General features: G+C 61.3%; 8 protein-coding genes and 1 rRNA gene. 6 read left to right on the top strand and 3 right to left on the bottom strand.

What is annotated here, in order from left to right; genetic code table 11:
* From IRZ31_RS05870 to IRZ31_RS05860, 3 genes are all read left to right on the top strand, one after another.
* Positions 1–95 (top strand): 23S ribosomal RNA (locus IRZ31_RS05870); the annotation flags it as partial.
* Positions 96–367: 272 nt separating this feature from the next.
* Complete coding sequence (locus tag IRZ31_RS05865) at positions 368–1225, top strand: amidohydrolase family protein (protein WP_297150899.1); 858 nt, start codon at positions 368–370, stop codon at positions 1223–1225.
* Between the two features lie 96 nt (positions 1226–1321).
* Complete coding sequence (locus tag IRZ31_RS05860) at positions 1322–2296, top strand: MBL fold metallo-hydrolase (RefSeq protein ID WP_297150896.1); 975 nt, start codon at positions 1322–1324, stop codon at positions 2294–2296.
* Between the two features lie 57 nt (positions 2297–2353).
* Here IRZ31_RS05860 and IRZ31_RS05855 read toward each other — a convergent pair whose 3' ends face one another.
* Complete coding sequence (locus tag IRZ31_RS05855; RefSeq protein ID WP_297150893.1) at positions 2354–6394, bottom strand: adenylate/guanylate cyclase domain-containing protein; 4041 nt, start codon at positions 6392–6394, stop codon at positions 2354–2356.
* Positions 6395–6694: 300 nt separating this feature from the next.
* Between IRZ31_RS05855 and IRZ31_RS05850 the strand changes: the two genes are divergently transcribed.
* The 3 genes from IRZ31_RS05850 (at position 6695) to IRZ31_RS05840 (ending at position 11690) form a co-directional block, all read left to right on the top strand.
* Complete coding sequence (locus IRZ31_RS05850; protein ID WP_297150891.1) at positions 6695–7267, top strand: DUF402 domain-containing protein; 573 nt, start codon at positions 6695–6697, stop codon at positions 7265–7267.
* A gap of 453 nt (positions 7268–7720) precedes the next feature.
* The gene (locus IRZ31_RS05845; RefSeq protein ID WP_297150888.1) at positions 7721–9781 is read left to right on the top strand and encodes a GMC family oxidoreductase; all 2061 of its coding nucleotides are present in this window, start codon (positions 7721–7723) and stop codon (positions 9779–9781) included.
* 7 nt (positions 9782–9788) lie between these two features.
* Positions 9789–11690 (top strand): ABC transporter ATP-binding protein, encoded by a 1902-nt coding sequence (locus IRZ31_RS05840; RefSeq protein WP_297150886.1) that lies wholly within the window; start codon positions 9789–9791, stop codon positions 11688–11690.
* A gap of 102 nt (positions 11691–11792) precedes the next feature.
* On the opposite strand, the gene IRZ31_RS05835 is transcribed toward IRZ31_RS05840, so the two are convergent.
* The gene (locus tag IRZ31_RS05835) at positions 11793–12893 is read right to left on the bottom strand and encodes a dipeptide epimerase (protein WP_297150883.1); all 1101 of its coding nucleotides are present in this window, start codon (positions 12891–12893) and stop codon (positions 11793–11795) included.
* Positions 12894–12998: 105 nt separating this feature from the next.
* Positions 12999–14147, bottom strand: coding sequence for a D-alanine--D-alanine ligase family protein (locus IRZ31_RS05830; RefSeq protein WP_297150880.1), 1149 nt, complete (start codon positions 14145–14147; stop codon positions 12999–13001).
* Positions 14148–14163 lie beyond the last annotated feature (16 nt).

Below are 14163 nucleotides of genomic sequence, written 5' to 3'. Positions count from 1 at the left end.
AAGGTCCCAGGAAGATCACCTGGTTGATAGACCGGAGGTGGACACCTGGTAACAGGTGCAGCTGACCGGCCCTAATGACCGAACGGCTTGTGCCTTCCTTACGATACTGCAAAAGATCACTGAACGCCTGCTGTTGTCTAGGATGGAGCGCGCGACGCTTCCCCGCTGTCGCGACGGACTTCTCCCTCAGCAAAATTGAGGCAAGACACCTTTCAGTTGGAGGTTTCTCCCTGTTTCGCTGTTGCTTTTTCTTCCAAAAAAGCATATCCAAGAGGCACAGTAAGGAAGCAGGAAAAGAAAGGGGCGTGCCAGTGAGCAACGCCCTTTTTTAATAGCCTGGAGCACCCTTCTGGAAGCGAAGCGGAACATGATCATTGATTTCCACACCCATCTCTTTCCTCCCTCTATTTGTCAGCAGCGTGAGCGCTACTGCGAGCGCGATCCCTGGTTTCGGACCCTCTATGCCAATCCCCGCACTAAGCTGGCCACTGCTGAGGACCTGATCGCAGAAATGGACGCTGCGGGCGTGGATGCTTCGGTGGCCTTCTCCTTCGGCTGGACCGACGCGGGCCTCATCGAGGAGTGTAACAGCTATGTCCTGGATGCCATGCGCCGTTATCCGGGCCGCATCTATGGCATGGCGGTAATCTTACCTACGGCTGGCAGCCGCGCGGTGCACGAGCTGGAGCGCTGTGTACAGGCTGGTATGATCGGCATGGGCGAACTGATGCCTCACGGCCAGGGCTATCGCCTGAGCGATACCCGTTTGCTGGCTCCCCTCATTGAGGTGGTGCGCCACTATCGCTTGCTCGTCCTCTCCCATTGCAGCGAGCCTGTAGGCCACCTCTATCCCGGCAAAGGCGATGTCTCCGTGGCCGATGTTGTCGCTTTCTTGACGGCTTTCCCCGATGTACGCTTCGTCGCTGCCCATTGGGGTGGAGGCCTGCCTTTTTATACTTTGATGCCAGAGGTGCAGCAGGCCTGTTCCCTGGTGTGGTATGATACTGCTGCAACGGTCTTCCTCTACCGTCCAGCCATCTTCCCAACGGTGGCAAGGCTGGTAGGCGCTGAGCGCATTCTGTTCGCCAGTGACTATGGCTTGCTGCGCCAGCGCCGCGTCATCGAGCACATTCAGCAGGCCGGCCTCAGCGCCGATGAACTGACCAAAATCCTGGGTGAGAACGCGCGCCTCCTGCTTGGCCTGCCTGAGCAACCTGCACGCTGATGCCGTGAGGGAAGGCCAGGCTTCCTGCCACGTCGACAACGAAGACGAGGCAGAGCAAAAACTAGCAATGTCAGAACAGGCCCGGGTAGAGAGTCTATGCGCGTGATTTCTCTGGGAAGTGGCAGCAGCGGCAACGCCGTGCTCATTGAGGCCGGCCCCAACGGACGAACCAGACTCCTGGTCGATGCTGGCCTGCCCTGCCGCACGTTGATCAATCGCCTCCATCTCGCCGGCGTCTCCCCTGCCCAGATCCTGGCTGTTCTTCTCACTCACGAACATAATGACCATACGCTGGCCCTTCCCACGCTGCTGAAGCGCTACGATCCTCTCGTGATCTCTGACCCTGCTACCCTGGCAGCCCTGGTAGATAACTCACGGCCAGAATTCCAAGCGACAGCTGGCAGCCAGGTTGATGCGGAGCAGCCTCTCTCTCTTGGTTTAAGAGAGAAGCGCCCTGCCGCCCGGCAGGGACAACACCGTGCTTGCGCGGAGAGAGTGACGACCTCGTTGCCCCTGAGACGAACACTGGCCTTGTCTGCTGGCAGCTCCTGCCTGCTCGGCGATGTCGAGATCGTTTCCTTTCCAGTCCCTCACGATGCTGCTGCTCCTTGCGGCTACCTGCTTAGCGCCGGAGGATGTCGTGTCTGCGTGGTAGTAGATAGCGGCTCGGTCACTCCGATCATGCTAGAGGCGATGCGTCAAGCCGACCTGCTGATCCTGGAGGCCAATCATGATCGCGAACGGCTCCTGCGTGGTCCCTACACCTATGCCCTCAAGATGCGCATCCTCAGCCCCACGGGCCATCTCTCTAACGAGCAGGCAGCACAGGCAATCTTGCAGACCTGGCGCACCGATGGCCTGCGCTGGATCTGGCTGGCTCATCTGAGCCAGGTCAACAATACGCCGCAGCTGGCTTTACGTAGCGTTCAGCGTCACCTGCTGGAGGCAGGCGCCGCCTTGCAGCAGGTCCACCTGGCGCCACTGCCCCGCACGATGGGACCGGCCTGGGATTCGACACGCCTCTGGCACGATGAACACTGGTGGCGCTATGAAACCCTGACAGAGATATAAATGATCCACCACCCGCTCGCTGTAGATTTGACTCTCCCTGCTATCCTCTGCAATTTGCTATGACAGCTCTTGCAGGGCACGATTGGCCCGCTCGATATCGCGTACGGCGCGCAAGGCCCTAAAGAAGCCCAGCGCCTGAGTAAAGTAACGGCGAGCCAGCTCGCGCCACAACTCCACCGCATCAGGTAGCTGAGCGCTGACAGCCTGTCTCTGATGCAACTCGCCAAGGCAGTAGAGGGTCTGGCCTCGCTCCCACGGGAGGTCAAGGCGTTCGAAAAGTGCTAAGGCTTGCTGCAGACAGGTCCGCGCCTCTTCCCAGCGCTGCAGAGCCAGCGCCATACGGCCTTGCGCCCGCCAGGCCCGTCCCTCGGCCTTCAATGCCTCAGACCGGCGCGCCGCCGCCAGCGCCCGCTGACACCACGCGGCCTGCTCCTCAGCAGGGGCGCCGGTCTGAACCAGAAGTTCGGCCAGCAGCGACTGCTGCTCCGGTCGGACAAATGGCTCGTGACGTCGAATCTCCTCCTTGAGCGTCTCAACTGCCCCATCCCAGTCTTGGCGCGCAAGCTGCAAGACTAGCTCCAGATCCAGGCGCAGCAGACGAGAGGTTGCCTGCTCACCGACAAGCCTGAGACGGCGCAGATAGCGTTCCCCACTCTCATAGTCACCCGTCTGATAAGCAATCATTACCAGATGCTTCAGGGCATCGATCTCCCACATCTCTTCAAGCTGATATTGTTCGATCAGCTGCAGAGCCTTCTGCGCTGCCTCACGCGCATCACCCCAGCGGTCCCATTCGTACCAGACATGGATGCGTCCCAGCATACTGAGCAGGAGCAACGGCGGACTTTCCATTGTCTGGGCAACCTGCCACGACTCACCGAACCAGCGCGCTGCCGTTGGATAATCGCAGATAAAAAAGTGCACCCATCCCAGGGAATAGTAGAGGTCGTGCAACTCCTGCCGATCCTGCCTCCCCTGCTGACGAGTAATCTGGGCCTGGAGCTGCTGACGCTGATGCTGAGTGCGATGGGCTTCGGCATAGTCGCAAAGCCTCATATAGATACCGCCGAGAGCGTCGAGGGCCAGCCAGAGCGCTTCTATATCCTGGGCCTCCTCAGCCAGGCGCCGCGCCTCACGGGCGCTCTTGAGCGCCTGCTCCGCCTGCCTGGCTCGCTCATTAACGTCGTTGGGATCATCCTCTCGCGAACGCATATGCCACAGAGCCAGATAGGTCAGAAAGACAGAGCGGTCTCCCTGATCCTCTGCAAGAGCCAGCCCGGCATCGATATATGAGCGTACCTCATCCATATCGGGAGGGGCGTCGTGCCACGGCCCCCAGCGCGTTGCCAGCTCTGCCAGACTATCGTAAAGATAGAGGAGATCAGCCGAAGGCGGCTCGTCCACAGCTTCCAGCAGCTGGAGCGCCTGCCGATAGGCCAGCCAGGCTTCCTTGAGATTGGCGCGCTGCGTGAAGGCGTCGCCCAGCTTCTCATACATGCGGGCCAGGGCACGCCGCTCCGCTCCACTCTCGCTCAACAACTCCAGCGCATCGCTATAAGCCTGGATGGCGCGAATCGTGTAGTAGCTGCGCAGCGCCTGATCGCCCGCGCTCGTCAGATAGAGCGTAGCTCGCTGCCGCAGCTCCTGCAGTGTCAGCTCTGGCTCGGCTTGCTCGGCCAGGCTGGCAAGCAAATTGGGCGTCCAGTGAGCAGCTGCCTGCTGGTAATGATAAGCCAGCAACTCAACAAAGCGATCAGTGCGCCCGTTGACTTGCTCTTCCAGCCAGCGCGCCAGACGGGCATGGCTCAGAGCGCGGTGGGCTCGCGAAAGCGTATGATAGACGACATCCCGCGTTAGAATATGCTTGAAGCTGAAGACTCGATCGTTCTCAACGGGGCTGCGATCGCGCCGCTCCGACTCAGAGATAAAGTCGCGCGTGATCAGCGACTCCAGGGTCTGCAAGAGCGTCTCCTCATCCAGATCATCCGTCAGCTCGCGCAAGCCCGAGAGCCAGAACGTGCGTCCGATGATCGCCGCCTTCTGTAAGACATGCTTCTCGACAGGGCTGAGCAGATCGACACGCGCCGCCAGAACGCCCTGGATCGTATCGGGAACCCGCGGCAAGGGCAGCGTATAATGGAGATCCAGCAGGGCATCATCGGGAGGCCCTGCCGGGCTGGCCAACTCGCTAAAAAGATGCTCCTTCTCGCGGGCCACGCGCCAGCTATCCTGCTCATAGACCAGAAGCCCCTGGTCGATGAACATGCGGATCAGCTCTTCAACAAAGAAAGGATTGCCCTCAGCCCGGGAAAGGATCGTATGACAGAGAGCTTCGGGTAGCTCGGTGTTCTTCAGCAAGGCGCGCACCAGCTCCTTGCTCTCCTCGGCGGAAAGGGCCTCTAGCACAATAGTGGTAAAATTGCGCTGGCCCCCACCCCAGTCCTGGCGCCGCTCCAGAAACTCGGGCCGCGCCGGACAGAGCAAGAGAATCGGAACGTTGCTCAGGCGCTCCATCAGGTGCTCCAGCAGATCGAGCAGGGCCTCATCTGCCCATTGGAGATCGTCGATCACGAGAATGAGAGGCTGCTGCTGAGCCAGCGCCGCGAGGAAGATACGCCAGGAGCGTAGTAAGCTCATCTGAGCACCGCTTTGCTCAAGATTGCGAGTATGGGCCATGCGCTGCCGCTCGCGACGCTCACCGCTCGGTGGCAAAGCTACCGACCTTCCGAGTTGGCGCCCCACGCTCAGCAGGATGGCCTCAGCCACATCCTCGGCCTCTTCTTTGTGCCCGGCCCTCTCCAATACTTCACTGACGAAGGCTGTGAAGCGCCGATGGATATCCTCATCGCTCTCGTTATATTGAACCTGGAGCAAGGCCCGCAGGATCTCGATCAGCGGCCAGTATGTGATGCCCTCGCCGTAGGGCGGGCAGCGCCCATGCATGACCAGCGGCACCGGCAGCTGATCTGGGCCAGTCGTACTGCGGGCTTTCTCCTGCTCGCGATCGATGAACTCGTGCACCAGGCGCGACTTGCCGATGCCCGAGGGACCCAGCAAGGTGATCAGATGAGGCTGCCGCTCGGCCAGTACACGAGCATAGGTCGCGTGCATCAGCGTCAGTTCCAGCGAGCGCCCGATCAACGGGGCCAGCAGGCCGCGTCGAGCACGCGCTACCAGTGAACTGGCGGGCTGCTCGTCCGCCAGGCCCAGCACAACCCAGGCCCGGATCGGCTCCTCCTTCCCCTTGAGCTGCAAGGGCGCCAGCGGGCGAAAGCGGAAGATCTCTCGCGTGGCTAGATAGGTGCGCTCCCCTACCAGGATAGTGTCGGGACTAGCCACCTGCTGCAGGCGCGCGGCGAGATTGACCGCCTCACCCGTCACTAGAAAATCCCGGCGACTGTTGAGGCTGCCATCAGGCCCGGGCGTGGCCACTTCACCGGTGTTGATCCCGATGCGCATCTGGAGAAGCACCGCCTCTGGATCGCGCTGAAGTCGTTCCTGATTGAAACGCACCAGCGCAGCTTGCATGTCGAGGGCAGCTCGAATGGCCCGATCGGGATCATCCTCGTGCGCCAGCGGCAGGCCAAAGACAGCCATGACGGCATCACCGATATATTTCTCTACAGTACCGCCGTGGCGGCGAATCTGCTCTGTCATCAGGTTGAAGTAGCCTGCGAGGATGGCCCGCAAGTCCTCTGGATCAAGGCGATCGGCCAGGGGCGTCGAGCCGATGATGTCGGCGAACATCACGGTCACCACCCGCCGCTCTTCGGGCGTACTCAAAGCTGGCAGCGGTGCTGGTGCCTCCTCCGAAGCCGGCTCCAGCGCCAGCACTGGCGCAGGCAGCTGGGGCAGTGATTCTGGCCACGACTCTCCTTCCTCTCCACCGCGGACAGCTGGTATCGGCAGAGACGAGGTCTCCGTTGGCTCCCGTCCACGTCCCTTCTGTCCCTGAACCCGTCCGCATTCAATGCAGAAGCGGGCTACCGGGGGATTGGCCGTACCGCAATATGGGCAGATCAGGAAGCGAAGGCCGCAGGCAAAGCAGAATTTGGCATGCGATGGATTCTGCGTCTGACAATGCGGACAGCGCAGCATGATCTCTATACTCTTTCGCAACTCCTGCCCGCTGCTCTTGCTGGCGCAGGAGAAACCCTTTCTCGCTCGCTCTTGGGCTTGCTCTGACGACGGCGTAAGGCAAATCTCTAGCTGTTATTCTACTATATTTCGCTGGCTGGGAGATAGCAGCTGTTGATCGCTGGAACCAGCCTGCGAGGAGGCGCGGATCAGTAGAAGCAGAAGGTGAACCTGCGCCCTCACTCATGCTCCACCCGGCCCAGCTTGACGAACCGGGCAGATTTGCGTACTATGAGGCGGATGGAAGGGAGAAGTATACGTATGCAACCGGATTTTCGTGTCGAGAGTCGCAGCTATGATGGAGTGCTGCGTGGCACCTGGCGCTCCTATCGCCTTTCACCAGAGGTGCAGCTAAGCGATCCTCCAACTGCTTCACCAGGAACCGACTGCTTGCGCCTCTGGCTGCCTGCCGGAACACTGATGGAGTGGACCACCGGAACGCGCCCATTGCGCCATCATTGTCTCCAGTTCTTCTGGCCGGAGCGCTGGTATATGTTGAGCGCCTTCTATAATGGCTGCGACCTGCTCTATACTTATGCGACCATTATCTTGCCACCGACTATCGAGGTGGCACGTGTGCGCTACGTCGATCTCGACTTGACGATGCTGGTGCGCCCAGATCTCTCCTATGAGGTGCTGACGCAGGCCGAGTTCGATCACATGGTTGAACTGCTCGACTATAGTGAGGAGACGCGCATTGGGGCTTTAATGGCCCTGCGAACCCTGACAAATGCAGTCCAAATCGGAACGGGCCTCTTTCGTCTGATCCCTCAGCGCCTCCTCCAGACCGATTTTCATCGGGATGACTGCCTCTCGCAGCATGGCCTGAGCTGAGTGGCCAATCACCAACTCCAGATTGCTGCTCTCCCGCCGTGCCAGCGTAGCCAGGGCGGGAGGCTCCACTCAGCATTGGCCACAGCGTGAGCTGCCCGCGCCACTCTCCTTGCTCCAACGCCTGCCTGGCGCCGGCAATACCTCTTATAACTCCGGCCAGCTCCGCCTTTCTGGTCTTCTTCTCTGCCCTCAGCTCCCTTCGTCGCAGCCTACCCTCGTCTCTGGTCGCAAGATCTTGACTGACTGTCAGTCAGATTTGTCAAGAGGGCCTGAAAGCGCTTGGGGAGCGGCACGAGACGCCATAAGAGGGCCTGAAGGGCAGGCCAGATTATGCTATACTTACCTACACTATAGAGATATGTCAGCTCTTCACTGTGACTGTATCGCTTTGCCCAAAATCATGCAACGTCGGCATGATCCAGTGTATTGAGCGAAAGGAAGGAGGTACGCTCAATGACCATCTCCTCCACTGTGCTATCACCCATCGTGCAGCGTCAGAGTCAGGGAGCGGCGTGGCTCTCGCCTGCCGAGTTCGCCATTCTGGAAGCTATCTGTGATACCCTGCTCCCTTCGCTGGAACCGCCCCCCGGAGTGAGTGCCGAAGAAGCTGCCTACTATCGACGGCGAGCTGCCGACCTCCAGGTGGCCCAGCGCATGGCCGAGATGCTGGCCCTGGAAGGGGAAGAGCGCAAAGGGCAGATTCGCCAGCTTCTCGCCCTTCTGAGCAGTCCGCTCACCTCCCTGCTCCTTGTTGGCAGGCCCCAGTCCTTCACAAGCCTGCCCCAGGAGCTGCGCGAGCGCTATCTCCTGGCTCTGGCCAACAGTCCACTTGGTCTGCTGCGTCAGGGCTTCCAGGCCATGAAGCGGCTGGCCGGCTTCATCTTCTTTGCAGCTCTCGATGAGCGGGGTCGCAATCCCAACTGGGAGGTGCTGGATTACACGCCGCCCCAGGACCCGCCGGCGACCGTCGCGCGTTCCCTGCAGCCTTTCCCTATCGAAAACGATACCACTCTGGAGGCCGACGCCGTCGTCATCGGTTCCGGGGCTGGTGGGGGAGTCGTCGCCGGGGAGCTGGCCCGTGCCGGCAAGAGCGTGGTGGTCCTTGAGAAAGGGGGATGTTATAATGAAGAGACCTTTCCAGTTGAGGAAGGGCGAGGGATGACCGAACTCTACCTGCAGCGTGGCCTCTTGACCTCGCGCGACCTCGGCATCACCGTCCTGGCTGGCAGCACGCTTGGCGGAGGGACGGTCGTCAACTGGATGACCTCCTTCAGAACCCCGGAGGACATCCTGGACGAGTGGGCAAGGCAATCAGGCGTGAGCGAGCTGACGGGCAAGAGCCTGCAGGACAGTTTCGCTGCCGTCGAGGAGCGCATCGGTGTCAATATGGAGAATAGCGCTCACAATCGGCAGAATCAGGTTCTGGCCGATGGCTGCACTGCCCTGGGCTACCATGCAGGCGTCCTGCGTCGTAATGCCGTCGGCTGTAACCAGCGCTGTGGCACCTGTTGTTTCGGCTGCCGCTACGGCTGCAAGCGCTCGACGCTCGCAACCTATTTACAGGACGCTTTTGAGGCAGGCGCCCGCATCATCGTGAACTGCAGCGCCGATCGTGTGCTGATCGAGCAGGGGCGCGCTGTCGGGGTCGTAGCCAGCGTGCGTGATCCTCAGAGTGGACGCCTCAGTCGCCTGACTGTGCGGGCCCGGGCCGTCATTGTGGCGGCGGGCTCGATTCACTCGCCGGCCCTCTTGCTGCGCTCCGGCTTGAGCAATCCCCACATTGGGCGCCATCTCTATCTGCACCCGACGGCGGTGGTGGCCGGCCTCTATCCTGACAAGATTTATCCCTGGAAAGGGGTCCTGCAGTCGGCCTACAGCAATCAGTTTGGCCATCTAGACGGTACCTATGGCTACAAGCTGGAGACCGCTCCCGTGCATCCGGGGATGCTGGGCGTGGCCCTGCCCTGGTGGTCGGCGCGCGACTACCGCCGCGAGCTGCTGCAGGCGCCCTACGTGGCGGCCTTCATCGTCCTGACCCGCGATCGCGGGGAGGGCCGCGTCACTGTCGCCAAGGATGGCGAGCCAGTCATCGATTATGTGGTCTCGGTCTACGATCGCCGCCACTTGCTGCACGGCATAGCACAGGCGGCGCGCGTGCATTTCGCCGCCGGCGCACGCTCTGTGCTCTCGCTGCATACGCGGCGCACGCGCCTGGATCGCGCCGCCGACGGCACGCTCGATGAACGGCAGTTCCGCGAGTTCGAGCGCCAGCTTGAGCGCCACGGCCTGGCCCCCAATCGCCTCATGATCTTCACGGCCCACCAGATGGGTACCTGTCGTATGGGCAGCGATCCACGGCAGGCCGTGGTCGATGGCAATCATGAGGTGCATGGTGTGCGCGGCCTCTTTGTCTGCGATGGTAGCGTCTTCCCCTCGCCTTCCGGCGTCAATCCGATGCTCTCGATCATGGCGCTGGCCCACAGGGCAGCGCAATACATCAAATCAACGCTGTAAGGGGAATATGCTCTATCGTACGCACATGATGCGCAGACCCTCACCGTTCAGGCAGCAGAGCGAGGAGGACGAAGACCTCTCATGGCGGGAGCGTCTCGTCCGCTTTGTGCGGAGCGTGCCAGGGGCCCTCGCCGGCCTGGCACGCTCTCTGCGCCTGGTCTGGGAGACCAACCCCTGGCTGACCCTGGGCCTGGGTCTAACCACGCTGCTGCTGGCCTTCGTGCCAGCCTCGACTATCTATCTCAATAAGCTCCTGCTGGATGCTGTCGTCATGGCCATCAGGGAGAGCGCGCGCGCCGACTACTATCTGCGCCTGATCGCCATCCTGGCCGGGCTGCAGCTGTTGCTGAACCTCGTGATGAGTCTGCTGAGCACGCTGAGCAATACATTTCAGCAGATCCTGCAGGATGAAACGGCCAGCCGCGTACAGTATCTGCTGATCGAGCACGCTCATACTCTCGATATGGCCTTTTTCGAGCGCTCCGAATTCTACGATAAGCTGCAGCAGGTGCAGCAAGAGGCCATGCTGCGCCCGGTGATGATGATCGCCGGCACCTTTTCCCTGCTGCGCAACGCTCTCACCTTTGGCTCGATGATCGTCTTGCTGGTGCGGCTGGAGTGGTGGCTGGCCGTCATCGCTCTCGTGGCGCCGGTGCCTGCCTTTATCGCCGACGCGCGCTACGGCTGGCGCGGCTTTCAGCTCAGACGGCGCCAGTCTCAGGAACGGCGCATGCAAGCCTATCTGGTCAACCTGCTGACCACCGACTCCTATCAGAAGGAGATCAAGATTTTCAACCTGGGTCCATTCTTTATCGAACGCTTTAAGCAGTTCGCCGAGCGCTTCCTCAGCGAAGAGCGCCGCCTGGTGGTACGACGCTATCTGGCCGGTTTCGGCTGGGGAACACTGACGACGCTGGTGAGCAGCGGCACCTTTCTCTATGTGGCCATTCAGGCCATCTATGGACGCGTCTCTATCGGCGACTTGACGCTCTATACCCAGGCCGCTAACTCTGTACAGAATAACTTTCAAAATATTCTGAGCGGCTTCTCATCGATGTATGAGCATAATTTGTATCTGAGCACGCTCTTTGAGGTGCTGGCCCTGCGCCCCGAGATGCCGCGTCCGGCCAATCCTGTGCCGCTGGAGCGCCCGTTTACGCGGGGCATCGAGTTCCGCAACGTGACCTTCTGCTACGAGGGACGGCAGGAGCCGGCGCTGCGCAATGTGAGCTTTAAGCTGGAGGGTGGCCAGACGCTGGCCATCGTCGGGCGCAATGGGGCCGGCAAGACCACCCTGGTCAAGTTACTGGCGCGCCTCTACGATCCCCAGGAGGGCCAGATTCTGGTCAATGGTCACGATATTCGCGAATACGATCCTGACGAGCTGCGCCGCGAGATCGGCATCATTTTCCAGGACTTTGTGCAGTACCAGCTGCTGGCTCGCGAGAACATCGGCGTCGGCCAGGTTGATTTCATCGAGGATCGATCACGGATCACGACGGCGGCCCAGAAGAGCGGAGCCGACGAGGTGATCGCTCGTCTGCCGCAGGGCTACGAGACAATGCTGGGGCGCTGGTTCGAGGAGGGCCACCATCTCTCGGGCGGCGAGTGGCAGAAGATGGCCCTGGCCCGCGGCTTTATGCGCGAGGCCCAGATCCTCATTCTCGATGAGCCGACCTCGGCGCTGGACGCCCAGGCCGAGCATGATCTGTTTGCCCGCATGCGCGAATTGACCCGCGGGCGCATTGCCATCTTTATCTCGCACCGCTTTTCGACGGTGCGTGTGGCCGACCTCATTCTGGTCTTGGAGCGAGGCGAGGTGATTGAGCAAGGCAGCCATGAGGAGCTGATGGCGCGCGGAGGACGCTATGCCGAACTCTTCAATCTACAGGCGTCCTCCTATCGCTAGCTGCCCTCTGGTCTGGGGTGGCTTCTGTGCTTGCTCGCCTATCTGCCTGTTTGCCTGCTCTTAACCAGCCTGCACCAGAGAGATGAGGCCCGCCCCGTTCGCTCACTGACGCCGGCTGATGCCCAGGCCACTCTCGACGCCCGAGAGATCGTAAAGGCCGCCCCGCTGCTCGTAGCCACCGCTGAAGGGGTCAGCTGCCAGCAGCATCGGAGTGTCGAGGTCGATGAAGCGGAAGCCGCCTAGACCGGCGACGAAATGAGCGGCAGCGCTGATAGCCAGGCGCGACTCCATCATGGCGCCGATCATGAGCTGAGTGTGGGTGGCGCGACAGACAGCGGCGATGTCGAGGGCTTCGACGATGCCGCTTTTCATGAGCTTGATGTTGACAACGTTAACAGCCCCCATCGCAATCAGGTGGGCGACGTTAGCGGCGCTGTAGGCGCTCTCGTCCGCGGCGACCGGAACGCGGCTGTGCTGGGTGACATAGCGCAGACCCTCGTAGTCGTCTTTGGGAACGGGCTGTTCGAGCAGCAGCGGGCGGATGTCGCGCTCGTCGAGGGCTTCCAGACAGAGCAGGGCTTCGGCTGGTGTGTAGCCCTGGTTGGCGTCCAGGGTCAGACCTGCGTCGGGCGCCCCTTCGCGCACCGCTTCGACTCGTGCCACATCTTCGCGGACGTCGCTGCCGACTTTGATCTTGATGGTGCGAATGCCACGTTCGACAGCGGCCCGCGCCAGCTCGTAGGCGTGCTCAGGTTCGACCAGGGGAATGCTGAGGTCGGTCTCGACAGCATTGCTGGCTCCGCCAAAGAAGGCGTAAAGGGGTAAGCCGTAGGAGCGCGTCAGGGCATCGAGGAGGGCCATTTCGAAACCGGCGCAGACAGAAGACTGGCTGAAATAGAGGCTGCGCAAGAGGCGGGCCAGGCTGCGCCAGTGAGCGGCGTCTTTGCCCTGCAGCAGGGCGGCGCAGCTCTGGGCGGCAGCCAGCGCCGTGTTCTGGTCTTCGCCCAGACTGGGCAGGAAGGGCGCGGCCTCGCCGTAGCCAACACTGCCGTCTTCCAGGGTGATGGTGATGAGCACGTTGCGCGCCTCGCTGGTGCTCCCGGTGGCAATGGTAAATGGCTCCAACAAGGGAATGTTGAGCGGCTCAACGCTGATGGCGGCGATGGTGGTGCGGGTGGTACGTCGCTGATGGATGTGGGCCATAGTGCTTTCTCTGTCTCCTGCTTTTTTCTGCTCTGCTTGCTGATGTGCTGATGCTGAACTGGGCGCTTTCTGGCTTCCTGGCCGCTTGTCTGTCAGACTGGCTGGTTAGAGCTGGAGCCGGGTGCGGTTGCGCTGCTGATCGGTGTGGCGCTCCAGGGCTAGCTCGATCAGGCGGTCGAGTAGCTGCTCGTAGGGAAGGCCGCTGGCCTGCCAGAGCTTCGGGTACATGCTGATGGTGGTGAAGCCGGGCATGGTGTTGACTTCGTTGATGTAGAGCTGCCCACTGGCCTTCTCCAGGAAGAAGTCGACACGCGCCAGGCCGCTCAGGTCAAGGGCGAGAAAAGCCTGAACGGCGTAGTGACGCACCAGCTCAGCGGTCTCCTGCGGCAGGTCGGCAGGGATGACTATCTGCGAGCGGTTGTCGATGTACTTGGCGCGATAGTCGTAGAATTCGTTGCTCGGGATGATTTCGCCAACGACCGAGGCCAGAGGCTCGTCGTTCCCCAAAACGGCGCACTCCAGCTCACGGCAGTCGATGCCTCGCTCGACGATGATTTTGCGATCGTATTCGGCGGCCAGGGTGATGGCCTGCTCCAGTTCCTGGCGGTTGTGGGCTTTGCTGACGCCGACGCTGGAGCCGAGATTGACTGGCTTGACGAAGCAGGGATAGCCAAGCCGGGCTTCCACGGCTGCGATGATGGGGGCCGGATCGCGCTCCCAGTCATGGCGACGGTAGACCAGGTAATCGACGATGGGGAGGCCGAGGGCCTGGAAGACCATTTTCATTTTTTCTTTATCCATGCCCAGAGCGGACCCCAGGACGCCGCAGCCAACGTAGGGCACGCCGGCCATCTCTAGCAGCCCCTGGAGGGTGCCATCTTCGCCGTAGGTGCCGTGCAGAACCGGAAAGATGACGTCAACCCGGCCCGCTTCAAGGGCCTGCCCAACGTTCTCGGGCTGGTTCAGCGGCACCAGGTGCCCCACGGTGGGATCTCCAGGCAAGGCAACCGCCAGGCTCTCGCTGAGAGCTGTCCTCTCTTGACCTGTTTCGGCAGCCAGCAGGCGCTGGGGGTCGGCGCCGAGCAGCCAGCGCCCTTCCTGAGTAATGGCAATGGGTACAACCTCATATTTGTTGGGGTCGAGGTGCTCGATGATCGAGGTGGCAGAGGCGATGGAGACTTCGTGCTCGCCCGAGCGGCCACCGAAGATGACGCCAACGCGCAGCTTGCGCGTCTTTGCTTGGGAGTGCTGCATGCTCTGCTCTCTCCTT

The sequence above is a fragment of the Thermogemmatispora sp. genome (assembly GCF_019683635.1).
Taxonomy (GTDB): domain Bacteria; phylum Chloroflexota; class Ktedonobacteria; order Ktedonobacterales; family Ktedonobacteraceae; genus Thermogemmatispora.
The sequence above is the reverse complement of the archived record's forward strand: the minus strand, read 5'-3'. Positions and strand labels throughout refer to the sequence as shown.

What these genes read in the sequence shown, in the direction of transcription:
- IRZ31_RS05865 (WP_297150899.1), top strand. Translation starts at nt 368, where the DNA reads ATGATCATTGATTTCCACACCCATCTCTTTCCTCCCTCTATTTGTCAG.
- IRZ31_RS05860 (WP_297150896.1), top strand. Translation starts at nt 1,322, where the DNA reads ATGCGCGTGATTTCTCTGGGAAGTGGCAGCAGCGGCAACGCCGTGCTC.
- IRZ31_RS05855 (WP_297150893.1), bottom strand. Translation starts at nt 6,394, where the DNA reads ATGCTGCGCTGTCCGCATTGTCAGACGCAGAATCCATCGCATGCCAAA.
- IRZ31_RS05850 (WP_297150891.1), top strand. Translation starts at nt 6,695, where the DNA reads ATGCAACCGGATTTTCGTGTCGAGAGTCGCAGCTATGATGGAGTGCTG.
- IRZ31_RS05845 (WP_297150888.1), top strand. Translation starts at nt 7,721, where the DNA reads ATGACCATCTCCTCCACTGTGCTATCACCCATCGTGCAGCGTCAGAGT.
- IRZ31_RS05840 (WP_297150886.1), top strand. Translation starts at nt 9,789, where the DNA reads ATGCTCTATCGTACGCACATGATGCGCAGACCCTCACCGTTCAGGCAG.
- IRZ31_RS05835 (WP_297150883.1), bottom strand. Translation starts at nt 12,893, where the DNA reads ATGGCCCACATCCATCAGCGACGTACCACCCGCACCACCATCGCCGCC.
- IRZ31_RS05830 (WP_297150880.1), bottom strand. Translation starts at nt 14,147, where the DNA reads ATGCAGCACTCCCAAGCAAAGACGCGCAAGCTGCGCGTTGGCGTCATC.